The sequence below is a fragment of the Shewanella sp. T24-MNA-CIBAN-0130 genome (assembly GCF_040310185.1).
Lineage (GTDB): Bacteria > Pseudomonadota > Gammaproteobacteria > Enterobacterales > Shewanellaceae > Shewanella > Shewanella psychromarinicola.
This window is the reverse complement of the sequence record NZ_JBEOPP010000066.1, coordinates 1-24876: the sequence shown is the minus strand read 5'-3', so window position 1 is coordinate 24876 and position 24876 is coordinate 1. Positions and strand designations below refer to the sequence as shown.

Below are 24876 nucleotides of genomic sequence, written 5' to 3'. Positions count from 1 at the left end.
GAGTCACTCTCGGTGTTCGGGCTTGTTCAACACTTGGGATAAGGACGCGGCTTCGCGCGGCCTATCCTTATTTGTTAGTTGCTCATACTCGCAATTTTACTTCTTTCTTTTTCTAAACGCTCTTTTTTGAAGTTGTCACTTTTTAATCTAAGAAATGCTTCAGGATTTAGTTGGCAATGATAGTGGTGGTGATTTTTCGCTAATTGCTCTTTTTCTTCAGCTAAATCTTTTTCTGATTTTTTCTTACGCCCCCAAAGTTCTAAACCTTTATTAAATGCGACATACAAACTATAAGCTAGCGCCATAAATGAAACAATAGGATTAGACCAACCAAGAAAAGCTATCAGAGCAGGTATAACACAAGCCCATAATGTTAGAATAAGCAAGAATAGCTTTCTACTTTTAACCTCAGTGTTTTGCTTAGCTACAACCTCTTCATATGTAGAAAACCTTAACTTAGAGTAAATTTTGGCTAAGCTATCTTTTGAGAGATCTATATCAGGTTTTTCAGCCTCTGGGGACTCATCACAATACAATATTACTTTTCCAAGTTTGAGGTAGCCAAGCAAAAAATCGTGTCCTAATTTATCTTTAGTACGCCACTCTTCATCAGTTTTGTTAGAGATCATTAGCATTATGGGAGTCGGATATTTCAAAGCCCAATATTTTAACTCTGATTCTGCGATTTTTTGGATATTGTCCGTGAGCTTTGAGTCATAGATATTGACATTTAATATCGCAAATTCCTGACCGGTAAAAACAGGACTATACACAACGTAATACCCATTTCTTTTCTCTTCAATATCGTCGAATCTAACCCAAGGATTTATCATATATGCCTAATTATCTCACGAGCAACTAACAGCTTATTGAACGGCTCGACCGATAAAGCCGACCGTTTAAGTTATTGATTTATATCATCCTACATTTTCTATCTCATTGATGTAAAGCAATTTAATGACTCTTAACCTCCGATATAAAACTTCGATTGCGCGTTAAAAGTGTCGGAATTAAATACTAAAAAAATTAATCACCTAATATCAATAGATTAGGTTTTATCTATTGATTCATCTTTAGCACTTTAGATTGTTTTTTGTACACGTTTTATTGCAATTCATTCAAAACCCATTATAACTGTATGGATGTACAGTACAGATAACATAAAGGGGGACGTTATGGCGGGAGCAGGATATATAGAAGCAATTCGACAACAAATTCGAGTGAGGCATTACAGTTACCAAACTGAAAAATCATACCTTTATTGGAACCGTTATTTTATAAAATATTTTAAGTTTACTGCTGCAAAACATATTTTACCTACACATATTGAACAGTTTTTATGTTTTTTAGCAAACGAACGGCGTGTTTCCAGCAGTACACAACAGCAAGCCCTTTGCGCCCTTGTTTTTGCGTTTAAACATGTACTAGCCATCGATACCGACAATTTGCAGTTCCCGTATGCAAAAGCACCAACTCGAATTCCGCAGGTTTTAAATGATGCAGAGGCCAAACAGGTCATCGACCATTTACACGGTAAATACCAACTGATTGGCTGTTTATTATATGGCGCAGGGTTAAGATTAACTGAAGCTTTAAGTATTAGACTTAAGGATATCGATTTTGAAAATCGAACACTTTTTGTATTTAGAGGTAAAGGTAAAAAAGATAGAGTTTGTATTTTACCTAAAATGACCATTGATCCCATACAGCAGCAGATGTGCCACGTGCGAGAGACTCATGCTCACGATTTGTCTCAGGGATTAGGGATGGCTTCATTACCTCCTAGCTTACTCAAAAAGTTTGGAACAAGCGCCAAACAATTACATTGGCAATACCTTTTCCCTTCGGTTCACTGCGTGTCGCATCCTGTTAATGGCTACATATGCAGACATCATATTGACCCAACAACATTTAGAAAGGCATTAAAAAAAGCAGTTCAGAAAACGACGATCACTAAACGCATTACCGCTCATACTTTTAGGCATTCTTTTGCAACAAACTTACTGAGGCGTGGTCACGATATAAGAACCGTGCAGGAATTACTCGGCCATAATGATGTAAAAACAACCCAAATCTATACCCATGTTGCAGGTTTACACCAAACAGGTGTACAAAGCCCAATGGATTACAGTTAAAAGTGATAATTAGCCCGCCTGTGAATAAGTCTACAAGGTAAATATTTTCTAAATTACACCCACAAAAAAGGACTCTTGCGAGTCCTTTCTAATTCATTTTCTGCTTGTTACGTATTAGCTACGCAACCCAATACCGCGCGATATCAAGTAATAAGCCAGTGTCCATAAGCTGACGCAAAAGCCCAGCATAATGGCGATGGATAACGGTACGCTGAGATCAGCAAAACCTAAAAATCCGTAGCGGAATACGTTGATCATGTACACCACAGGGTTTAAGCCCGATACGCCTTGCCAAAAAGGTGGCAATAACGATAACGAGTAAAATACCCCGCCTAAGTAGGTGAGCGGGGTCAGAATAAACGTCGGAATAATACTGATATCGTCAAAGCTTTTGGCAAACACCGCATTAATTAAGCCACCAAGTGAGAATAACACTGAGGTTAAAAACATGGTTAAAATAACCAAGCTAACGTGATGCAAGGAGATATCAACAAACAACATCGCCACCACGGTAACAATTAAGCCAACGCACAAACCGCGGGCGACACCGCCACCAACGTAACCGGCTATCATCACATAATGGGGTACGGGTGCCACCATGATTTCTTCAATGTTACGTTGAAACTTGGCGCTGTAAAACGATGAGGCCACATTAGAGTATGAGCTGGTGATCACCGACATCATGATTAAACCAGGGGCAATAAACTCCATATAGCTCACGCCGCCCATTTCACCGATGCGGCTACCGACTAAGTTACCAAAAATTAAAAAATATAACGTCATGGTAATCGCTGGCGGCACTAGCGTTTGGATCCAAATACGGGTAAAGCGATTAATTTCTTTGGTTAAAATACTTTTAAAAGCCACAAAATACAGGTGGTTCATTATTTTGACTCCTTGGCTTTTTCTACCCGCTCAACAAACAATTCTTCTAAGCGGTTGGCTTTGTTGCGCATCGACAATACTTCAATATTGGCCGCGGTCAACTGGGTAAATAACTCATTAATGTTGTTCGATTTAGCCACGTCGACTTCTAATGTGTGATCATCCGTTAAACGGCAAGTCATGTTGGTTAACTGCGGCGCGGCGTTGAGATGCTTTCGTAAATCGAAAATAAAAGTTTCAACATCAAGCTTACTCAGCAATGCCTTCATGGTCGTACACTCAACCAGTAAACCATTATCGATAATACCTATGGTGCGGCAGAGCATTTCGGCTTCTTCAAGGTAGTGAGTGGTTAAAATAATGGTCACGCCTTGTTGATTGATTAGCTTTAAAAAGTCCCACATTGAGCGACGTAATTCAATGTCTACTCCGGCGGTAGGTTCATCTAAAATCAACAATTTAGGTTCATGCATTAAGGCACGGGCAATCATTAAACGGCGTTTCATTCCACCGGATAGCTCACGTGCTTGCGCGTGGCGTTTATGCCATAAATCCAATTGGCTTAGGTACTTTTCAGCACGCACTAAGGCAACCTCTTTTGGCACCCCGTAGTAACCCGCTTGGTTAACGACTATTTGTTGCACTGTTTCGAACTGATTAAAGTTGAATTCTTGCGGTACTAAACCAATACATAACTTGGCATGTTCGAGTTGCTTATCTATATCAAAACCAAATACCGTCACCGAGCCCGCTGTTTTTTGTACTAACGAACTGATAATACCTATGGTGGTAGATTTACCTGCACCATTGGGGCCAAGCAGAGCAAAAAAGTCGCCTTGCTTTACCGTCAAACTGATTGATTTAACGGCTTCGACACCGCCTTTATAGATTTTTTTAAGGTTATCAATTACTAAAGCATTGGCGTTATCGGCCATGTTGAAATCCTCTACTCGATGAAAACAAAAAATCCCGCCTGTGCGGGAGTCTGGCAAAGAATACCGTATTAATCTAACGGTACCACTTTTGCGATATAAGGCAGGTTGCGATATTGCTCTGCGTAGTCGATACCGTATCCCACAATAAATTCGTCAGGGATGGTAATGCCAATAAAATCGACTAGCACGTCAACTTCACGACGTTCAGGTTTATCGATTAAGGTACATAATGCTAAGCTTTTAGGCTCACGTAATAACAACATTTCGCGCACTTTATTTAACGTGTTACCGGAGTCGATTAAGTCTTCAACAATCAATACATCACGACCGGCGATGTCTGACTGCACATCTTTAAGTACTTTCACATCGCGAGAGCTGCTCATGGTATTGCCGTAACTTGATACTGCCATAAAATCGATTTCGACATGGCCTTTGATCCGGCGACACAAATCGGCCATAAACACGACTGAACCTTTTAATAAGCCAACCATTAATAAGCGTTCACTGTTGGCGTAATGGGCATTAATACGTTCAGCTAATTGGTCTAGGGTTTTATTGATTTCTGCTTCAGAAATCATCATTTCAATTGTGTGCTTCATAAATCTCTCAATTGTCGATGTCGTCATGTAGCTGAGTATGTCCGTATCCCCAGCGACTCGTTAAGTCGTGGTCAATACCCAAATGGTCAAGTATTCGGGAAACCATGAAGTTTACCAGATCTTGTACTGATTTGGGATTATGATAAAAGCCTGGCGCCGCTGGCATGATGGTCGCACCGTTACGCGTTAGGCTTAACATATGCTCTAAGTGTATGGCACTAAAGGGAGTTTCTCGTGGCACTAATATCAATTGGCCGCGCTCTTTTAATACTACGTCTGCTGCTCTTTCGAGCAAATGATTACTCATTCCGGTCGCCACGGCCGCTAATGTGCCGGTTGAACACGGGCAAATTACCATTTGTTTCGGTGCCGCGCTACCCGATGCTGGCGGCGAAAACCATTCATCCTTGCCTAATACCACTAACTCGCCTTTGGGTGGTTCATCAGAGTTTGCTAACTGTTGTAATAACTGCGCTTTGGCTTTGTCAGGATTGGCGCTGAGTTGCAAACCGTGTTCGGTGGCGAGCACCACACGCGCCGCACTGGATATCATTAAAAAGACTTGGTAATCGGCCGCTAGCAAACATTCCAGCAGCTTAATGCCATAAGGTGCGCCAGACGCTCCGGTCCAGGCGAGGCTGATTGCTTTGGCTTTTTTGGCGTAGGCCATGTTGTCCCCTCTGTTGGTGATAGCGGTTACGCTAACGCCTTAATAATTTTTTGGTGGATACCGTTAAAGCCCCCATTACTCATGATCACCACGGTATCGCCATCGCTTGCGGTATTAGCTACCGAGGCAATAATGTCTTCAATGTTGTGACACACAGTTACCGGGATGGGCGCATTGGCCATACTGGCGTTTATGTCCCAATCAATATTGTCTGCTTGATATAAATAGCCCACATCGGCTAATGCCATCGAATTGGCTAAGGTGTCTTTATGTACGCCGCTTTTCATGGTGTTTGAGCGCGGCTCTAGCACCACAATAATTTTACCATTAGCATTAGCATTGTTACTGCTAGCTACTTTGGCTCGTAACCCTTGAAGTGTGGTGGCTATGGCCGTGGGATGATGAGCAAAATCGTCATACACCGACACACCATTGACTGTTGCTAATAGCTCTAAACGACGCTTTGGTGGACTAAATTGTGTTAGCGCTTCAATGGCATGGTTTGGTACTACGCCCACATGGCGTGCTGCCGCTATCGCCATAATGGCGTTTTCAATATTGTGTTGACCTATCAAAGCCCAGTTTAAACTCCCCTGCGATGTGCCATTTAACAGCACCTCAAACTCATGGCCATCGTCGGCAATAGTACGCGACTGCCAAGCACTCGGTTCACCTTGGCTCGCTGAAGGCGTGACGGGATGATGGGCGACATCCGTGGCTATGGTTGCGGCTTTAGAATAAATTTCTTGTTCGCTCCAACAGCCCATATCAATCACTTGTTGTACCGCTTCAACATCGCTAGGCCAAATCACCTTGCCTTCGCCAGGTACCGTTCGAATAACATGATTGAATTGGCGCTGGATAGCCGCGAGATCGGCAAAAATGTCGGCATGATCAAATTCAAGATTATTGATCACTAGCGTACGTGGATGGTAATGAACAAACTTAGAGCGTTTGTCAAAAAAGGCGCTGTCGTATTCATCGGCTTCAACCACAAAAAATGGCGAATGACCTAAACGAGCTGATACGCCAAAGTTTTGCGGCACGCCACCAATTAGAAAACCGGGTTGATAACCGCAATATTCAAGGATCCACGCGAGCATGCTTGAAGTAGAGGTTTTACCGTGGGTACCAGATACAGCCAAAACCCAACGTTCTGGCAAAATATGTTCAGACAAAAACTGCGGTCCGGAAGTGTATTTTATGCCGCGATTTAATACGGCTTCAACACAAGGATTGCCCCGGCTCATGGCATTACCAATAACCACTAGGTCTGGTTGATTGTCGCCTTCTTTGCCTAATTGCGCAGGATCAAAGCCTTGAATTAGCTCGATACCTTGCTGTTCAAGCTGGGTGCTCATCGGCGGATAAACATTGGCATCGCTACCCGTCACTTTGTGGCCCATTGCGCGGGCAAGCAGGGCTAAACCGCCCATAAAAGTGCCACAAATCCCTAAAATGTGTACGTGCATGACTCAACTCTAATTGATCCGTAATATGGCGGTTATTCTAATCTATTGCGCTGCAGAATGTCAGTTAACAATTTGCCATCTATTTGGGGCTAATACAAAATAAAAAACAATCCCATACTGAGTACTGTCGTTAGCAAGGTGTTGCGGGTCACGTAAGCCAGCACTGTCGCCACCAGCGCACAGGTTAAATAAGGATTGTGCACACTAATAGCCAGTTGGCCTTCTGGCACAAACACAATCGGCGCGAGTATGGCGGTCAGTACCGCAGGGGCTGAATAACTTAAAAACGTTAAGGTGTTTTTACCTAAGCGAATGGGCAGTTTAGGCTCAAGTAATAAATGCCTGCTGGTAAATACCACCACAGCCATTGCTAAAATAATCAGCCAAGTCATAGGTTTTCATCCTTGTTTACTGTAACTGAGCTTTCTGCGGCCGGATCAGCAGTAACTGAATGAGCTGCGGCCGATTGAGACGACCCCGAATGAGCGCTATTTGAAACGCCGCTGCCCGAATTACCCTCGTTAGTGAGTTTGGCATAAGTCATGCCTGCTGCCATGCCCGAGATTGCCGCAATAAGCAGCCCTGCTTGAATGGTAAATACCGCGCACACCACCGCTAAGGTAAGCGACACTAATACGCACACCAAAATAGATGGCTTGCTAACTGTTGGCACCACAATGGCGATAAAGGTGGCTGCGATGGCAAAGTCGAGCCCCAGCGCATCTAAATTGTCGATAGACTGACCTGCGACAATGCCGAGCAAAGTGGCAATATTCCACCCGATATAAAAGGTTAAGCCACCGCCTAAAGCATACCAGCGATCAAACTGATGTTGCGCTGGCGTATCACCTTTATGAGCTTGATTGGCTATAGCAAACAGTTCGTCGGTGAGCAAGAAGCCCAGGCCTAAACGCCATTTAAGCGGTAACGGGCTAATATGAGTGCGCATGGCCATGGCATACAGTAAATGCCGAGAGGTAATAAGTAAGGTGGTGATCAAAATACTGCCGATACCAATACCGGCTTTTATCATCCCAAGGGCGACCAATTGGGCACTGCCGGCGAAGATAATGGCCGACATCGCTTGGCTTTCAACAGGAGTGAGGCCAACTTCGAGCGCAAATGAACCCGCTAGAATGCCCCAAGGGACCACGGCTATTGTAAGCGGCATCACCGCTAATGCTCCTTTTAGAAAAGAACGGCTTTTGGTTGGTGTAATCGAAGTTAACTCAGCTGTGCCCACGTCATATCCTTATTTACTTATAGCCATTGACTCATATCGTGATTTTCCCCAGTACATAACAATGGGAGACAAGAAAATTAGCTTAGCGTAAATATGTCTATAAAGCGCTTGAAAACTGATCAGGGATGTTACGACGATATCGGTTAATCAATAAAGCATTTTGCTGTTATCAATTGCTCGATAAACATATCGATGTGGCCCGCTATTCATTGATCCTAAACCTAGCGTTTTGTGGGTCAGTTTAGGGTTATTGATGCTAAGTGTCGCAATACTCCATGCGGTGACACATGTATTCATGTTTAACAACAAGTGTTAACGATAATATAAAAAATACTTACTTATAATCATACGGTTACTGTTACAAGATATAAATGCATGAATTCATCAATAAATCAGTCTAATTGATGATTAGTAATATTATCTGAATTTGGATTTAACGAGTAACTAAAGGATAATGCCAACTTAGCTATATTAGCTTAAGCTTTAATAGCATTTGTGATAAAACGATTAACCTCTTATTCCTTTGTATTGCATACCTTAAAAATAATATCTATATTTTTATATTTACCATTTACATTTATCAAATATCGATAGTATCACCAAGATTACCGCAAATATTTTACATTTCTAAATTGCAGTATAATAAATATGTAATTTACATATTTATTATCGATAACGACAAATACCACATTATACATTTATAGCATTAACAAAAACCCCAAAATTAACGGCTATAGAACAAGTAAATAAAATGCATGCAAAAATATTACATAAGATGTAATTAATATGCATATTGAAAATTAATTTGTAAATCAAAAAATAGAATATAAAAAATACTCGGGAGTTAATTTTTAAAGATTTAAGCTAAAATCATTCACTCAAATTCATTCGAAAATTTAAGTTAATGCTATATTTTAAATAGCTTCCTACAGCAAAATAAATCATTATTCAATAGCGATTAACGATTCAAATGGCCAACAGATGATAGTCAGAAAAAAGATAATAGTAAGACAAAAATGAAATATGCAGGCTCACATCGAAACATATATCGATAATGCATTTATAGCGTAAACAACAACTGCGTAGGCTTTATTTTTCAAACAAGCTCATGGGTTAACTCGCGGATCTGCTGTTTTAACCACGTAGCATCTTCATTTTCTGCATTAGGATGAGTCACTAAGACTAGCTTTAATGGTTCTGCAACTTCAAAAATACGATTTACTTCACATTCAGATAACTGACAAGCATGTAAACCAGAGTCCTCATCTAGCATATCGTAAACCGCTTTATAGGGTGTCAAAGCCAGTGACTTACAATCTGAAAGATAATCAAATAAAGAAGATACGCCAGTAATGGTCATTTCGTTCTGAAGAGGCAAATCCTTAATCCGACAATACTCCTGAAATGGGTTAAGTGTTGCTGGTTGGATCCCGATAAAGGTATTGATATAAGGATATGAAGCAATGCTTTCTAAGTTGATTTCTTGTTTTAAAATGGGATGGTTTTTACAACTTATTAAGTATAATTGGGTAAATGTCGCAAGTATTTCAATCTGCAAATTTTGGTTGAAACAAAGGATCTCTTCTGGGTTTTTGCAGCAAAATGTAACAATACTGTTAGGATCATTCGCAACGTTCTCTAGGGAATGACTATTCCAGTTACTCACATTGATATGAATGTCTTTATGATGACCTTTAATCTCTTGCATTAATGCTCGTGGATAGGCATAAGCAATCATTCCAGGCATAACCAATTCAAAGTATCGACTATGTGACGATTCTGAACTATTCATCCGATTAAAATTCTTTGAGCAATCAACAATTTCTTTTGCAATCGGATAAATTTTGCCGGCAAAATCATTGGGGACTAATCCATATTTTCTTCTTATAAAGAGTTCATCACCAAAAATAGATCTTGCCGTTTGTAAACAACGACTTATTTTTGAAGCTGGCACATCCAAAATCCTAGAAACATGAGTGGCGGACTTATTTTCATAAAGGCTCACTAATATAGTCAATGTTAATAAATCTAATTTATCTAAGTCAATCTGTCTCATCTGAAACGCTCCTTTTGAGTTATATAGCCTAATATTCTACCTTTCCCCTAATAATTCATAACATTATCTTAATTTTCCACCTATTACTTATTCCAGATCATTAAATTTGAGTTATTTTAAATATCATTTATCATATATTAAATTTGAACAAACGATACATTAGCTGCGGACGTTGATTTCAGGAACTGAAATATCCGATTTAACAAAATAGATTTTGATAAGTTGCATTTACACATTTTAGTTTATTAATTTATCACTTATTATTTTCACTATCTTTAATTAAAACTAAATGACAAATGCCATTACTTAATTTGATTAATCAAAAACAATAACCTATTAATTAATAATACCAATAAAAGCAATAAGAGCCAGATCATAACTACAATCAAATAAATTAAAATCACCTCATTTAATTGATTACGATCAATTAATTAATTAAACATAAGGATAGTATTAATCGTACATCAATGACGTATTGATGATTCATAAAACAATAAATTAAAAACTGATTTTTTTGGAGGCTTATATGATTACTTCAGTCTTTTTAAGTTATGCGTTTATATACTCTGTGTTGTTTATCGCAGTTCCTTTTATATTGGTTGTTTTCATTATGACTTGTATAAAGTTCTTTAAACCTGATACAGAGGATCACGCAATTAAGTTTAAGAAAATGCTTTTTGATACTCAAAGCTTTGACTTTTTAAAATCACTAAAAACAATGGTGGGAGGAAAATATGACGTTTGTTGCAACGTTCCAATCGATACCGTGTTTGAAATGGATGCCCAAACCGCAGCCGAAAATCATGCGCGATTCGATTATGTTGTGATTGACCATGACTCGTCAGAAGTGAAATTAGTTATCTCTGATTTCAGTGAGCAAGATGATGCTAACGCAAAAAGTTTGTTCGAAAAATTCAACATTAAGTTAGTTGAAATCGTTCGAGGCAAACCTTACGACATGCAAATGCTAAAGCAATCCCTACCGGTATGAAGACCCTGTCGGGTGATAACAAACTGTTTTCACCCGATATTTTGTATTAATCAATTATTGTAAAGAGGGCTGATTATGTCCCGGAATTACTGGCTACTGATGTTATATGTAGGCTTATTGTCGCTTACACTTATCAGTCATGAAGCAAATAGCGCGGACTCTACTGAGCAAATTAATAATGACTCATGCATGAAATGCCATAAACGCAATGGCTCAATGCAAGGCAATCATGCCCAAGACCGGCTAAAAATGAGCTGCAGTTCATGCCATGGTGAAAAAGGCAATCACCCTAGGAAGCCTAATGATTTGATGGTGTTCTCTTCGGAAAACGACATCACAATTGACGCTAAAAATGGCGTATGTCTTAAATGCCATACCGTTAAAAAATTAGCCAAAGCAGAGTGGACTCATAACGTACACGCACAAAAAACGAGCTGTACATCTTGCCATAAATTGCATCCTAAATCTGACCCTATGATGGGGTTAAGTGTAAAAGATCGCAGTAATGTGTGCCGCAACTGCCACACGGTGCAGAGGTAACTAATCATGGAAAATTCAAGAAGACATTTCCTTAAAAGCACCTGCGCATTGGTTGCCGGCGTGTCGGTATATCCGCTCAGTAGCAACCAGGCCAATGCCGAAACGGCCGTAGGAACAAACAATACAAAATACGCCATGCTTCACGACGAGACCAAATGCATTGGCTGTAATGCTTGTGTGGAAGCCTGTAGAGAAGTTAATCATGTACCCGAGGGCGTTACGCGGCTAAGCATCGAAAGATTGGGCCCGTTTGGAGAATACCCTAATCAGTTTTATCATTTTACTCGACATTCTTGCCAGCATTGCGAAGATGCGCCTTGCGTTAACGTCTGCCCGACGGGTGCCGCCTTTATCGATAAAGAAACCGGTATTGTCTCGGTCAACGCCGATAGATGTGTTGGTTGCCAATACTGTATTGCAGCCTGTCCTTATGAAGTGCGATTTATTAACCCAGTGACCAAAGCAGCGGACAAATGTGACTTCTGCCGTGAAACCAATCTCAAACAGGGTAAACAGCCAGCATGTGTAGAAGCATGCCCTACAAAAGCACTGGTGTTTGGCAATCTTAAAGATCCCGAGTCTGAACTGGTTGCGCTATTGAAGGCAAATCCGACTCAGCGCTCTAAACTAGATTTAGGCACCCGACCTAAACTCTTTCGTATCAAAGCGAAGCAAGGGGAGATTATATTATGAGTGCTTTCCATTTTGACACCTTGGTCTGGCATTGGCCCATTGCCATATACCTGTTTTTAGCTGGGGCATCCGCAGGTGCAATGTTCTTTGCGGTGTTGCTAAAACATGTTTGCCTTAAAGAAAAAGCTTATCAGTCTGGATTTGTCCAAGCAGCGTGTATTGTTGCGGCGATTGCCGTCTTAGCAGGCTTGGGGATCTTGGTATTAGATTTAACCAAACCTTGGGATTTTTGGAAAATTCTGGTGTTTTATAATCCCACCTCAGTGATGTCTATGGGGGTGTTGATCTTAATGCTTTATCAAGTGTTTATGTATGCTTGGATTGCAATAACATTCCGACAACCTATTGATGATTTTTGCAAAACCCGTTTACCCATTGTCGGTAAACTAACGAGTATGCTAGCCCGTTATGAAGCAGGTATCACCGGTTTACTGGTCATATTCTCTGTGTCATTAGGGGCCTATACCGGATTTCTATTATCGGCTCAACCTCACTTCCCTATGTGGAATACCCCTGTGTTACCCCTGCTGTTTTTAGTTTCGGGCTTGTCTTCAGGTGCTGCAGCATCGCTACTGGGTGGTGTGTTACTTAAAGGTAGTCCTAATGGTCAGGAAGTGCGATTTATCCATAAAGTAGAGATCCCACTGATATTAGGCGAGATGTTACTTATATTTACCTTCTTTTTAGGTTTAGTCTTCAGTGGTGGTCAAAGCAAGGTAGCAGCATTTAATGCTATCGGTGAAGGCTTTTGGGGATTGGTATTTTGGTTCGGTATTATGGGATTAGGATTGTCGGCACCATTAGCGATGAATTTATTTATGACTGCCACTTCAAAGCGCAAGTATTCCTATGTTGCCGGAACCGCCTGTCTGAGCTTATTAGGTGTAATACTGTTACGTAACTTTGTGCTTTATACTGGTCAAATGGTGGTAAATTAGCCTCATAAACGGTGATGGCACGCATTAACAAGCGGACTGTCACCGTAACAGAATGAATCACTCACCTTGTCATTAGCTGATAACAGGTTTAATCCCCATCAGAAACCACCGTCTAAATAACTGACGTTAATTCAATTGATAAAGCTCTGTCACCGTAACAGGATTAATACCCATCAGAAAAAGTTGTTTAAATAACTGACGTTAACTAACTTGATAAAGCTCTAACGGTAGGCCGTCTGGATCACTGAAAAAGGTGTAGTATTTGCCGGTATATTCGTCGATACGGATCGGTTCAACCACCACATCATAAGCCTGCAAATGAACCACCACCGAGTTAATATCATCGACTTTAAACGCTAAATGACGCAAGCCTTGTGCTTCGGGATAACTGGGTCTTGGCGGCGCGCCATTAAACGAAAATAATTCAATTTGACTGCCATCGGGTAAGGCTAAATCAAGTTTGTAAGAATCACGGGCTTGGCGGTAATGCTCAGCAATAATCTTAAGCCCTAAAACTTGCGTATAAAACGCTTTTGAACGTGGGTAATCGGCACAAATAATCGCGACATGATGAATTCCGTTTAACATGGCTGTCCTTGTAAACCTATTTTTGGCAAAAAACGCTTTATACACAAAACATAAAACCCTGATAGCGCAAGTCTATCAGGGTTTTATCCTAGTTTACATATGGGCGATTTACATCATTGAGCGTTAGATTGTCACTAAGTGACCGCCCATTTATGGCAGCGGATTATATACCCACTTCACCACCATCATTTTTACGGATCATTACAGTTGCGGCACGTGGGCGCACCAAAGTGCCAGCTGGTGTGGCTTGGTCAGCTTTATCAGAATATGGCCAGTTGCCAGGATGCTGAATATTAGCAAATACTGTGGTGTAGTCTGGCGTAATCGCAAAACCGGTGACTTCACAACCATTAGGGCCAACAAAGAAACGCTTAAGCTGGGTTTGGTTTTCAGCCGTTACCACTTGTTGGTTACCATCGGCATCAAGCATGGCCGAAGGTACAATCGCCAACATTTGATCGTTGGTTGCTTCAGTAACTTCAGAGGCACCGTTATCGGTTTGTACCCACAAAATACCCCGTTGGTCGAACGATACACCGTCTGGACTGGCAAACTGGTTTAAGTCCGTTAAGCCAGATAAATTTGTTTCGGCATCACCATCAGTAGGTGAACCAAAGACAAAGATATCCCAGCTAAACTCAGTAGCCGAATCACCTTCATTCCAACGAATGACATGACCAAAGCTGTTGTTTAAACGGGGATTAGCAACGTTAGTGCTGTCGGTACGCTTGGTATTGTTGGTCAACGTTAAGTAAACAGTGCCGGTAAACGGATCAACCGTTGTCCACTCTGGACGGTCCATCGGTGTCGCACCAACTAAATCCGCCGCGCCAGCAGTATTTAAGATAATCGCCGCTTGCGAATCAAAAGTACCAGCAAGGGTGCTACCGTCTGTCGTCACGCCATCTAATGTTAGCGGTAGCCACTCTCCGATACCGTCTTCAGTAAACTTAGCCACATATAAGATCCCGGCATTCATGTACTTATCGCCTACCGTTAAGCGATTTGTGCTATTGGCATCGACGGGATCCCATGCTGCGTCAGAGACATATTTATATAAATATTCAAAACGTGAATCATGGCCTGAGTAGAATGAAATGGGTTTGCCTTCTTCAAGCTTACCAAAGGCACAACCTTCATGGCGGAAGCGACCTAATGCAGTACGCTTAGTCGCGCGAGAGTTTGGATTGTATGGGTCAATTTCAACAATATAACCGTGGCCATTAGCTTCGTTACGGTAATCGTTCGCCGCGCTTGAGCCTGTTGGCGTGACATCAAAACGAGCAAACTCGTCTAAACGCTCGTCGTCATCACCGGCTAAATGGTTCCAGCCATAACGAGTATCAGAGGTAGAAATACCAATTCGAGTTTGTTGCTCGGTTAACGCGCCTTTATTAACAAAATATCCTGGCCAGTTTTCCTCACAGGTTAGATAAGTGCCCCAAGGCGTATAACCATTACCACAGTTATTTAAGGTACCGCGCGCTTGACTGCCGTCGGGAGAATAACGCGTTTCAAGGTATGAACTGTACGCTAACGGACCGGCGATATCCATCACGGTTGCGCCGGTGAAACGGCGGTTATGGCTGTCGTTTTCGACCACTTGCCATAGGTTGTTGACTAATTTAATCCGTACAACTGAAATACCATGGGCATTGATTTCTTTGCGGATTTCATCAATAACGCTGCGCTTACCATCAGCATCAAACGTTGGGCCGCTTGGGTGCAATGCATCTTGGTCGATGTATTCATGGTTGATACACAATAAACCGTCATCTGCCGCATCATTCAGCGGGAAGAAATGCATACCATCATGGTGCATCCCGACAGAGTTTGCTTGGTCTATAGCGGTATTGCTGCCATCGGCTTTCCATGCTGCCGCTTTTGAATTTAATGGTGTTCCCCAAGGCGCTAGCACATAAGCTGAATATCCTGCAGGAACCACCACAGCATCGGTTTTAGACCCTGCAATAGACTCAAAGCCTAATACCGCAGAACTCTGAATTGGTGCAACTGGCGCTGTAGCGGCACTAGGCGGTGTCGGGGTTTGCGCTGCGGTGTCGTTATCAGAACCACAAGCACTTAATCCGAATCCGCCAAACGCAGTCATCGCACTAAGGCCTAGACCACGCTTAACAAAATTACGACGAGATAGATGATTATCCATCACTTCATTGAAAGGAGTATTTTTGCTGTTGTTAAAACGAGTTGGATCAAATGTCGCCTTGCTCATAAATTGTCCTTAGCTATGCTCTGAAAAAAAACGGATCAAATATTAGGTATAATTATTTGTTAATTAACATAAGCGTCTAATGTGACAACAAGGTACAAACTGGATGACAAAAATGTGGCAATAAAAAGACAATCAGGATACCGCAGCATCTGATGACATCAATATACACACTCTAATACACACTCTAATTCTAATACTGGCGACTAACGACTAACGACAGATGACTAAATACGAATATTAACGACTCATAAAAATAGATTTTAGCGTTTTTTAGCGCCAGTAGATGATGCCGCTAGGGCTTTTTTACGTGCTTGTTGTTTTAATGCAGATTTAGTTGTTTTACGGGTAACCGGAGCGATCAAATTAAGGTCTGGCTCAAATCCGCCCAGCCATTGCTGCGGTAAACGGCGGTCTAAAAAGGCTTCGAGTTTAGTCAGTAACGGCTCGTCATCAACACTTAATAAGGTAATAGCTTGGCCTTGCTTACCCGCTCGGCCCGTTCGGCCGATCCGGTGTACATAGTCTTCAACTTGAAACGGTAATTCCATATTAACGACAAAATTTAACTCGTTAATGTCTAACCCTCTTGCAGCCACATCGGTGGCAACTAACGCGGTCACATCACCCGCTTTAAAAGCAGCCAACACTTGTTCGCGCACGGCTTGAGTCAGATCAGCATGAAACGGTTCTGCAGCTACGCCAGCTTGCTTCATTTGCTTAACCAATGCGTCTGCGCCTTGTTTAGTACGGCAAAATATCAAGCTTTGTTGCCAGCTTTCTTGGGCAATTAAATGACACAGCATGGCGCACTTTCGGTTGGCATCGACATTAAATACCCGCTCGACAATATGGCTAGCGGTGGTATTACGTTGTGCCACTTCAATCACTTGCGGCGAGCGCAATAAACGGCGACTAAAGCTGAGCATACGATCATCTAAGGTGGCTGAAAATAATAGGGTTTGCCGTGTACTTGGCAAGCGCTTGAGTACCTCGACAATTTCATCTTTAAAGCCCATGTCCAGCATGCGATCCGCTTCATCAAATACCAAATGGGTTAACTGCGACAACGACAATGCGCGCTTACGTAATAAGTCCAATAAACGCCCTGGTGTTGCTACAAGAATATCGGTGCCTGCGGCTAATTGTTGTACCTGAGCCCCAATACTCACCCCGCCATAAACCATCACACAGCCAATATCACTGCCTTTGGCGTATTGCTCGATACTCAACTGTACCTGTTGGGCCAATTCGCGCGTGGGCACCAACACTAAACAGCTAATTACCGCTTTGGCGCTGGGTGTTTCTGCACCGCTATGGGGATCAATAGATACATTACGTCGACTCAATATATTGTGCAGTATTGGTAACGCAAAGGCAGCCGTTTTACCGGTACCTGTTTGCGCTCCCGCCATCACATCTTTACCGCTTAAAATGACCGGAATAGCGCGTAATTGGATAGGGGTCGGTTGCTGATAATTGAGCTCAGCTAAGCGATTAACCAAAAAGGTATCTAATGATAACGCGGCAAAAGACATACAAACTCCAAACATGTGGATGGCCTGTTTACCACACTCATCCAGGTCAAAACAAAGGCTCTACGCTTTACTTGCCAGCATTCTCGTCAATAAAAGTGGCGCTTAAATGTGATGTTGAGCACATCTCAAGTACGTTAGGCTTATGGCGAAAGATAATACTTGACTAAAAAAGTAGGAATTATACAATTAAATACATGCAAATAATAAGCATGTTTAGCTTTCGTCATAAGCTTTCACCACGAAATTCCACCAAGTGACTCTACTACGAGGTATTACCATGAGTTTTTCAATTAGCGGTATTTTCAAGCCAGCCAAGCAAACTGAACCTGTTAGCAATGTGGCACCTAAAGCCGATGACACGAATGCAACAGAAACCAAAGCGCCTCAAACTGAAAACACTGCCAAAAAAGAAGGTAATGGTGGCAGTTGTTGTGGTGGATGTGGCGGCAGCAATCATTAGTCCACTAAATGTTAAACGTTACCACGTCTGAATAAACGTAAATTGTCTTTACTGATGAGTTGCGAATACTGCGCTGTAACGTCGAAAAAGCCATTGGCATACGCTACTGCTACTGAGCCTTGGTTCTGTTTATCGATATAAGCAAAAACAGGGCTCGAAATAAATTCCTTTAAAAACATTTCCACTGCTTTGGTGGCAATGCCCTTGCCCCAATGTTCACGTCCAATCCAATACCCCACTAAACGCATTTGCGGGTCGGTCTTTGCGGCTGAGTCGGTATTAATCCACGATACGACATTACCCACTAAAACATCATCTATCCAAATCCCTTGTGCTATAGCCTTTTCATTAGCCAATACTTTTTGCTGCCAATGCAGGTTAAAAGCTTTACGTTTACGCGCCGGAAAATCTGCCATTTTATTAGCAATAGGGTCGTGTTCAAATTCAAACAATATATCTAAATCCGCTTCAGTAATGGGATGAAGAGAAATATTCATTTCAGGTTCGCCTTTTCTATGTTGTGTCACCAAGATCATTTATATTATATATAACCTCAAATCTGTATAAGAGATGAGATCAATCGTTAAAAAAACGGGTTTATTTCAAGTCTTCAATCTCAAACTTGCCATGTGTTTTGCTAACATAGCGTATTGACGCATCAATAGCAGGCCTATTGTAAGCCGATACACCTTAGATCGCGAAACAAAGGGCTGTTTAATAAACAATTATTATCCAGTATTGAGGTTATTACTCTCATTTATCGACACGCTTGACGATGAATTATCGTATCAAGATGCATTAAAGGATGACAGGATGAAAAGCATTAAAACGTGGCAATGGTTAGGCTTTGCTGGCCTTTTACCTTTTATTATTCTCAGTGTGTTGGCGTTCAATCATAGTCTATTAGCACCCGAACATACTATATTGGGATTTGTGAGCTACAGTGCCATTATTTTAAGTTTTGTTGCCGGTTCACTTTGGGGCAAAGCGGTAATCTTAACCTTAGATGACAATATCGCTAAGTTACTTATTATTAGTAATATTATCGCACTCGCAAGCTGGATTGCACTGTTAACTCCGTTTGTATTATCCGCGCTTATTCTGCTCGCTAGTGGTCATCTGTATTTATTATATGTTGAATTTAAAGCCAAACAATTATCAACCACCAACGGCTATCTCACATTACGCACAATATTAACCTCTGTCGCCGTAACATGCCATGTGGTTGTCATGCTCAGTCTGTTAGGCGTTTAGCAAAAGATTAAATCGAATAACAAGCCTATGCAGCTAAGCATGAGCTTTTTATTTGTCACACAAAATAGCTCAACTCAAAAACTTATAAGCCAGTTTGACACTGCTCTTGCTGGTTTATCATCGGTGATAAAATAGGCATCATGCCTTTAAGCACTTGTAATGGCAGTGCTGAAGTAAAGCTAAAGTCGTCAGCTTTCTCCCCTGGCACAAACGCCGTTAGGGTACCAAAATGATGATCGCCTAAATAGAACACAAACGTCGCAGTGCGGTTAATGGCCGTTGAAGACACTTTGCGGCCATTACGAATTTCAGTCGCTATGCGGTTATCACCCGTACCGGTTTTGCCGCCCATAACCACAGGTTGGCCGTTGTTATCCAACAAGCTACCTTTGAGCCTTCTGGCAGTACCATTTTCAACCACATTTGCCAGCGCCCGCTTTAACGCGCGGGCCACTTCTTGATGCATTACGCGGGTGATCATTTGCTTGTCGTTGGCTAGCGTCACTTCGTAAGGCGTGTCTTTAGCAAACTGTAATTCATCAATTCTGACCGTTGGGTAACGATAACCATCATTTTGAATAATGCCCATTAGCTCAGCCAGCGCCGCAGGTCTATCACCCGAGCTACCTAATGCAGACCCCAATGACGGTACCATGTATTCAAACGGATAACCCATTCTTACCCAACGTTGGTGAATGCTTAAAAAGGCCTCGACCTCTAACATCACTTGAATACGCACATCGCGTGCATTTTGATGGCGGGTTCGAAATAACCAACGATACACTTCTTGTAATTGCGGTTGCGCGTCTTCTAACACTTGGCTCAGGCCGGTTTCTGGGTAGTCATTTAAATAGCGCAATACCCACAGTTCTAACGGATGCACCCGAGCAATATAACCTTGATCCGCAAGGTTGAATTTATCTTCACCGTATTTGTTGTACAGCAGATTAATTTGTTTCTCGCTAAAGTCTTTTGCGGGTAAGCGTTTGACTAAAAAGGCCTTTAACTCTTGGACGCCATCGTAGGGTTTTAAATAGCGATAAACAGCCGTTAACTTATGCTCTTGTTGTTGAATCCCGTCAAACAACACCTCAAGGCGTTGCTCTGGGGCCAGCTGACGATATTTGCGATAAAAACGTTTTACAAACGAACTGCCTTCACGTTTAGCAAACGCTTTGAGGTATTCTTCACGACGAGGATCTTTGTCGTTACGCAATAACTGCGACACACTGCCTTCGCTGTTATAACTACTGCTGTAATTAACAATGTCTTGCATTAGCCGCACAAATGGCAAGTTTATTGACTCTTGTAATGCCTGATATAACGTTGGTACGCGACTGTTTTCTTTGCTATTAAAATTATTAAATACATGTAAACCACCACCAGTGAAAAAACGCTCATTTGGTGAGGCCGAATACTCACGCAGTAAGGCTGCATCCAACATCCGGGTTAAATTGCGATCTCGAGTCGTCATCAAATAATCGACGACCCAACGCGTAATGTGGTCTTTACGTTCCACATCCACTTGGCGCAAATCAGCCACCGTCATGGCCGAAAAACGCTGTTGTAACTCGGCAATAATGTCTAAATATGTGGCTAACACCCGTAATTTAGCCGTTGAACCTAGCTCCAATTTACTGCCTTCATTGATATCAAACGGCTGATCAATACTGTCGGTTTGAATGCGAACGCGGTTGGCACTGTCGGTACTCTCGTACAACGTAAAACTGTACAGTACTTTATCTAACTGTTGCACGGACAGTAAACGCTCACCCAGCAATCCAATACGCTCAGCGGTTGGCTCAGAGGCTAAGCTGCGTAAGTAATCGCTAACTTGTTGCTGTATATCACCATGGAACGTGCTGTTAATCGCTAAGTCGTAGCGATTTAAATCATACAAACTTAACCCCAGCATCCCAGCAGTACGAATTCGTACCGCATTAATACCTTTATTGTTAGATACGTTAGTGGTTGCTAACTTACTGGTGTTAAATTGCAATGTTTGCTCAAGTGCCGACACCATTAGTTGCGTTTCAATCAGACCATCACTGCCCAATAAACGTAAATAACTGTCTACTAACGATTCTAAATTGTCATGGCCTTGAAGTAAGTAATACGACGGCCGACGCTGGGCTATCATTAATGCCACGACTTGACGAAACACCTTGCCGCGCTGTGCCGCATTTTGTTGAGTATGATGGCTCAATAATAATTGATTAGCCTGATTAAAATCAGTTTTGAACCACGCCCATAAACCATCACCAATACCATGGACTTCACCAAAACCGGGAGCTGATGATAATGGTACTGTGTTGAGATAATCTTGTACGATGCGTTGACGAGCGCCAATGGTGCTTTCACCTTGCTGATACACTCGCACTATTGCGGAACCAATTTGCAATAGCTTATCTTTGATACTCAAGGTTAGACCATGATTAGAATGTCTAAATTTTTCAATTTGAGTCGCTAAAGTACTGCCTCCCGCTTTAGACATATCAGCCCCGAAACTGCCAGCAACTTGGCTCGCGCCAGCCAGCACAAACCGAGGCCAGTCAACCACAGGATTATAGTTAGCTTCTGGACTCAACATTTCGCGGTTTTCAATAAACAATAGTGTGTTAATGACTTGATAGGGGATCTTATCTTGGTGTTGATAAACACGTTTAGGATATGAGAAATCGAATACCGTCATGTCACGGCAATCTTTTATCGATAAGCCTGATTGTGCTTTTTCATGATACGGCGGGAAAAAACCCATGTTGGTATAATCCATCAACATCGGTGAAAACGCCACTTGCTGAGTAATTTGATAATTACGCTCAATTAAGCGGGCTATTTTCTGCGGTAATTGGCTATAACCATGGCGATCATCAAACGGGCCATATTTAGGGTAAATTACCGCATTACTGCGATAATCACGTAATGTATAGGTTAATTTGGTGGCATATTGATGCAAAAAATAAGATTGATAATACGATGTCCGCACCTCAAATTCGACGAGATAAGCCGTTGCTAACAATAATACTATGAATAACCAACCCGCTTTACTGCGACGAACCGGAGTCGGTTTGGCGGAAGATGTATTAGGTCGAAAATTATCAAACTGACTGTCAGGATGTGGACTAGACACAAACTCTCCATGTAACGCATAAAATCACAATAATGCACCATTATACTTTTGGTTGAGATGTTCAACACATAGCGGATCTGATTTGTGATAATTTTATCAGATGGATAAAGCCATTAGATATAGACAAAATAACTAAATACTGTTTTTTTAAGCCTTTATTGCCACAATATCGGTGTTTTTATATAAAAGCCCTTACCGCTAATTTAAGGATTATTTTGGATAGCTGCACTTCAACTCCCACAACCTATCCACCATTACGATTAGGTTTAGCCATGTGGTCACAAAATCAATGGCAAAAAACAATATACGGCAATAGCCAAGCGCATCGTCTTGCGCGCTATGCACAAATATTTAATACCGTAGAAGGTAATACCACCTTTTACGCCACGCCGTCATTACAAAATGTCCAAAATTGGCATGCCGCAACCCATGACGATTTTAAATTTACCTTTAAACTGCCCAAACATATCACCCACGAATTACGGTTACAGCATGCAGGCCCAGCCTTACAACAATTTTTTAGGGTAATGGACCCCCTTATGAGCCGAACAGGGATGTGGAAAATTCAACTTCCCGCCAGCTTTGGCCCCTCATCTTTGCCACAATTAGCGCAGTTTTTAACTCAAGTACCCCAAGGGTTAACCTATGGGGTAGAAGTGCGTAACAGCGCCTTTTTTGCCAAAGGAGAAGCGGAAAAAGCATTAAACCGTTTGTTGATAAACCATCAATGCAATCGTATTATTATGGACTCGCGCCCAGTATTCGCCGCCCCACCAACGACCTCTGCAGTGATCGATGCTCATCAAAAAAAACCCAATGTGCCGGTGCATGCAATCGCAACGGCCAGCAATCCAGTAGTACGCTTTATTGGTCATCCGCAAGCAGAGGCCAACGTGCACTTTTTCCAAAACTGGCTTAAACAGTTACCTTTATGGATCGCGCAACACAAGCAACCCTATTTGTTTATCCACACCCCAGACAATCACGATGCGCCGCAATTGGCCGTCGATTTATACCGTTTACTACAACAGCAGTTGGCTCACAGCACATCAACACTGGCCGACATAAACCTATTACCTCAGCATCAGCACACCACAACGCAACTGGGCTTTGATTTGTAAGACTCATTTTTATAACATAGGCCAGAATTCAGATGATAACCTCTGCTGGGGATAATAAACTGTTAGCTCTTTGTGCTGCTATTTTATGATATTATCAGCGCCGATCAGGTCTGCCCTCGCAGCGCGTTTATGTTGATAAAGGAACCACAATGAGTGAATCTGCAACCCGTCTAAATAAATACATTAGTGAGAGTGGCGTTTGCTCACGTCGTGAAGCAGACCGCTACATTGAACAAGGTAATGTTTTTATCAATGGCAAACGAGCCAAAATTGGTGACGCCGTCGAATTAGGCGATAAAGTCAAAGTTAATGGTCATGATATCGCCCCTCGTGATGAAGCAGATTTAATCTTTATCGTGCTAAATAAACCTGTTGGTATAGTCAGTACTACCGAAAGCACCGAACGCGATAATATTGTCGATTTTGTTAACCACAGTGAACGAGTATTTCCAATAGGTCGCTTAGACAAAGATTCTCAAGGGTTAATATTTCTCACTAGCAATGGTGACTTGGTCAATAAAATCCTTCGCGCAGGTAACAATCACGACAAAGAATATGTGGTCACGGTTAATAAACCTATCACTGAAGCATTTTTACAAGGCATGCGAGCAGGCGTTCCCATGCTGGGTGTCACCACTAAAAAGTGCAGCGTTGAACAAGTCTCAACGTTCGTATTTAAAATCATTTTAGTTCAAGGCCTTAATCGTCAGATCCGCCGCATGTGTGAACATTTTAACGTTGAAGTCACCAAGCTTGAACGTCAGTCAATTATGAATGTGTCACTTAAAGGGCTGCCTGTAGGAGAGTGGCGCGATTTAGACGAACAAGAACTCAGCACCTTAATGAAATTGATTGAACACTCATCTTCTGAAGTCAAAAATTCGCCCAAAAAAGCCAAGAAAAAACCTAACCAAAGCTTACGAGATAAAATTGAAGGTCCAGAACACTTTATGCAAGGTAGAGGGGCTAAGCCTAAAAAGCCAACCGCAAATAAAGGTAAAGTCAGCCATTCAAGAAAACCGAAACGTTAAGCTCAAGCATATGCAGTAACAACCACAACATCCTTAATATCGGGTTTAAGATATAAAATATGGTTTACACCGAAAAACAGTCACTTTACCGTATGCAATAGGTTTAAAGTCTGTAGGCTTGTATTTTGGGTGCTATAAAAAGGAACAGCTACTGTGTAAATATTAACAAAAACATATTCCTATATAGTTTACTAAAAAAATAACACTGAATAAAATTCACACAAAATTCTTTTCTATTTATATAATGCGTGTTAGGGTTCGCATAGATTTTCTACAATATTAGTTAAAGCATATACTCAAGTGAATTCAAACTGCAGGTTTTAATTTCTGAAAGTTATCATTAATTGTATCACCGAGCGTGTCAGCA

General features: G+C 41.7%; 23 protein-coding genes. 9 read left to right on the top strand and 14 right to left on the bottom strand.

Features of this window, described 5'->3' with window-relative positions; all coding sequences use genetic code 11:
* Nucleotides 1–74: 74 nt before the first annotated feature.
* Nucleotides 75–833 (bottom strand): hypothetical protein, encoded by a 759-nt coding sequence (locus AAEZ02_RS19170; RefSeq protein ID WP_351124555.1) that lies wholly within the window; start codon nucleotides 831–833, stop codon nucleotides 75–77.
* Between the two features lie 309 nt (nucleotides 834–1142).
* Between AAEZ02_RS19170 and AAEZ02_RS19165 the strand changes: the two genes are divergently transcribed.
* Nucleotides 1143–2135 (top strand): integron integrase, encoded by a 993-nt coding sequence (locus AAEZ02_RS19165; protein WP_351124551.1) that lies wholly within the window; start codon nucleotides 1143–1145, stop codon nucleotides 2133–2135.
* Between the two features lie 114 nt (nucleotides 2136–2249).
* On the opposite strand, the gene AAEZ02_RS19160 is transcribed toward AAEZ02_RS19165, so the two are convergent.
* The 8 genes from AAEZ02_RS19160 to AAEZ02_RS19125 all read right to left on the bottom strand — a co-directional run bounded on the left by AAEZ02_RS19160 (nucleotide 2250) and on the right by AAEZ02_RS19125 (nucleotide 9995).
* The gene (locus tag AAEZ02_RS19160) at nucleotides 2250–3020 is read right to left on the bottom strand and encodes an ABC transporter permease (protein ID WP_124014277.1); all 771 of its coding nucleotides are present in this window, start codon (nucleotides 3018–3020) and stop codon (nucleotides 2250–2252) included.
* Complete coding sequence (locus AAEZ02_RS19155) at nucleotides 3020–3955, bottom strand: ABC transporter ATP-binding protein (RefSeq protein WP_351089430.1); 936 nt, start codon at nucleotides 3953–3955, stop codon at nucleotides 3020–3022. The genes AAEZ02_RS19160 and AAEZ02_RS19155 overlap by 1 nt, the downstream gene beginning before the upstream one ends.
* A gap of 68 nt (nucleotides 3956–4023) precedes the next feature.
* Nucleotides 4024–4554: a hypoxanthine phosphoribosyltransferase gene (gene hpt / locus AAEZ02_RS19150; protein WP_101032838.1), complete on the bottom strand. Its 531-nt coding sequence runs from the start codon at nucleotides 4552–4554 to the stop codon at nucleotides 4024–4026.
* A 7-nt stretch (nucleotides 4555–4561) separates the two neighbouring features.
* Nucleotides 4562–5224: a flavin prenyltransferase UbiX gene (locus AAEZ02_RS19145; protein ID WP_351079208.1), complete on the bottom strand. Its 663-nt coding sequence runs from the start codon at nucleotides 5222–5224 to the stop codon at nucleotides 4562–4564.
* Nucleotides 5225–5250: 26 nt separating this feature from the next.
* The gene (gene mpl / locus AAEZ02_RS19140; RefSeq protein WP_351124548.1) at nucleotides 5251–6696 is read right to left on the bottom strand and encodes a UDP-N-acetylmuramate:L-alanyl-gamma-D-glutamyl-meso-diaminopimelate ligase; all 1446 of its coding nucleotides are present in this window, start codon (nucleotides 6694–6696) and stop codon (nucleotides 5251–5253) included.
* 89 nt (nucleotides 6697–6785) lie between these two features.
* Complete coding sequence (locus tag AAEZ02_RS19135) at nucleotides 6786–7088, bottom strand: AzlD domain-containing protein (RefSeq protein ID WP_101032841.1); 303 nt, start codon at nucleotides 7086–7088, stop codon at nucleotides 6786–6788.
* Nucleotides 7085–7939, bottom strand: coding sequence for an AzlC family ABC transporter permease (locus AAEZ02_RS19130; RefSeq protein ID WP_351124545.1), 855 nt, complete (start codon nucleotides 7937–7939; stop codon nucleotides 7085–7087). The genes AAEZ02_RS19135 and AAEZ02_RS19130 overlap by 4 nt, the downstream gene beginning before the upstream one ends.
* Before the next feature lie 1096 nt (nucleotides 7940–9035).
* Complete coding sequence (locus AAEZ02_RS19125; protein WP_351079200.1) at nucleotides 9036–9995, bottom strand: LysR family transcriptional regulator; 960 nt, start codon at nucleotides 9993–9995, stop codon at nucleotides 9036–9038.
* 526 nt (nucleotides 9996–10521) lie between these two features.
* On the opposite strand from AAEZ02_RS19125, the gene AAEZ02_RS19120 reads away from it, so the two are divergent.
* The 4 genes from AAEZ02_RS19120 (at nucleotide 10522) to nrfD (ending at nucleotide 13157) form a co-directional block, all read left to right on the top strand.
* The gene (locus AAEZ02_RS19120) at nucleotides 10522–10986 is read left to right on the top strand and encodes a DUF2726 domain-containing protein (protein ID WP_124014273.1); all 465 of its coding nucleotides are present in this window, start codon (nucleotides 10522–10524) and stop codon (nucleotides 10984–10986) included.
* A gap of 75 nt (nucleotides 10987–11061) precedes the next feature.
* The gene (locus tag AAEZ02_RS19115) at nucleotides 11062–11526 is read left to right on the top strand and encodes a cytochrome c3 family protein (protein ID WP_101032843.1); all 465 of its coding nucleotides are present in this window, start codon (nucleotides 11062–11064) and stop codon (nucleotides 11524–11526) included.
* Nucleotides 11527–11532: 6 nt separating this feature from the next.
* Nucleotides 11533–12219, top strand: coding sequence for a 4Fe-4S dicluster domain-containing protein (locus tag AAEZ02_RS19110; RefSeq protein WP_124014272.1), 687 nt, complete (start codon nucleotides 11533–11535; stop codon nucleotides 12217–12219).
* Complete coding sequence (nrfD, locus tag AAEZ02_RS19105; protein ID WP_124014271.1) at nucleotides 12216–13157, top strand: cytochrome c nitrite reductase subunit NrfD; 942 nt, start codon at nucleotides 12216–12218, stop codon at nucleotides 13155–13157. Before AAEZ02_RS19110 ends, nrfD begins: the two co-directional genes overlap by 4 nt.
* A gap of 201 nt (nucleotides 13158–13358) precedes the next feature.
* On the opposite strand, the gene gloA2 is transcribed toward nrfD, so the two are convergent.
* The 3 genes from gloA2 to AAEZ02_RS19090 form a co-directional block, all read right to left on the bottom strand.
* Nucleotides 13359–13745, bottom strand: a complete 387-nt coding sequence (gene gloA2, locus AAEZ02_RS19100; protein WP_351089422.1) for an SMU1112c/YaeR family gloxylase I-like metalloprotein — start codon at nucleotides 13743–13745, stop codon at nucleotides 13359–13361.
* 163 nt (nucleotides 13746–13908) lie between these two features.
* Nucleotides 13909–15978, bottom strand: a complete 2070-nt coding sequence (locus AAEZ02_RS19095; protein ID WP_351124541.1) for a PhoX family protein — start codon at nucleotides 15976–15978, stop codon at nucleotides 13909–13911.
* Between the two features lie 260 nt (nucleotides 15979–16238).
* Complete coding sequence (locus tag AAEZ02_RS19090; protein WP_101032848.1) at nucleotides 16239–17513, bottom strand: DEAD/DEAH box helicase; 1275 nt, start codon at nucleotides 17511–17513, stop codon at nucleotides 16239–16241.
* A gap of 277 nt (nucleotides 17514–17790) precedes the next feature.
* On the opposite strand from AAEZ02_RS19090, the gene AAEZ02_RS19085 reads away from it, so the two are divergent.
* Nucleotides 17791–17973, top strand: coding sequence for a hypothetical protein (locus AAEZ02_RS19085; RefSeq protein ID WP_124014212.1), 183 nt, complete (start codon nucleotides 17791–17793; stop codon nucleotides 17971–17973).
* 11 nt (nucleotides 17974–17984) lie between these two features.
* On the opposite strand, the gene AAEZ02_RS19080 is transcribed toward AAEZ02_RS19085, so the two are convergent.
* Entirely contained in the window at nucleotides 17985–18470 is a 486-nt protein-coding gene (locus AAEZ02_RS19080; protein WP_157822216.1) for a GNAT family N-acetyltransferase, read from the bottom strand.
* A 316-nt stretch (nucleotides 18471–18786) separates the two neighbouring features.
* Here AAEZ02_RS19080 and AAEZ02_RS19075 point away from each other — a divergent pair, with 316 nt between their 5' ends.
* Nucleotides 18787–19227, top strand: coding sequence for a DUF3429 domain-containing protein (locus AAEZ02_RS19075; RefSeq protein WP_101032851.1), 441 nt, complete (start codon nucleotides 18787–18789; stop codon nucleotides 19225–19227).
* An 82-nt stretch (nucleotides 19228–19309) separates the two neighbouring features.
* Here AAEZ02_RS19075 and AAEZ02_RS19070 read toward each other — a convergent pair whose 3' ends face one another.
* Nucleotides 19310–22357, bottom strand: coding sequence for a transglycosylase domain-containing protein (locus AAEZ02_RS19070; protein ID WP_351079158.1), 3048 nt, complete (start codon nucleotides 22355–22357; stop codon nucleotides 19310–19312).
* A gap of 215 nt (nucleotides 22358–22572) precedes the next feature.
* Between AAEZ02_RS19070 and AAEZ02_RS19065 the strand changes: the two genes are divergently transcribed.
* Nucleotides 22573–23478 (top strand): DUF72 domain-containing protein, encoded by a 906-nt coding sequence (locus AAEZ02_RS19065; RefSeq protein ID WP_502959598.1) that lies wholly within the window; start codon nucleotides 22573–22575, stop codon nucleotides 23476–23478.
* 149 nt (nucleotides 23479–23627) lie between these two features.
* On the top strand, nucleotides 23628–24509 hold the full coding sequence (gene rluF / locus AAEZ02_RS19060; protein ID WP_101032853.1) for a 23S rRNA pseudouridine(2604) synthase RluF: 882 nt from the start codon (nucleotides 23628–23630) through the stop codon (nucleotides 24507–24509).
* Nucleotides 24510–24876: the final 367 nt, after the last annotated feature.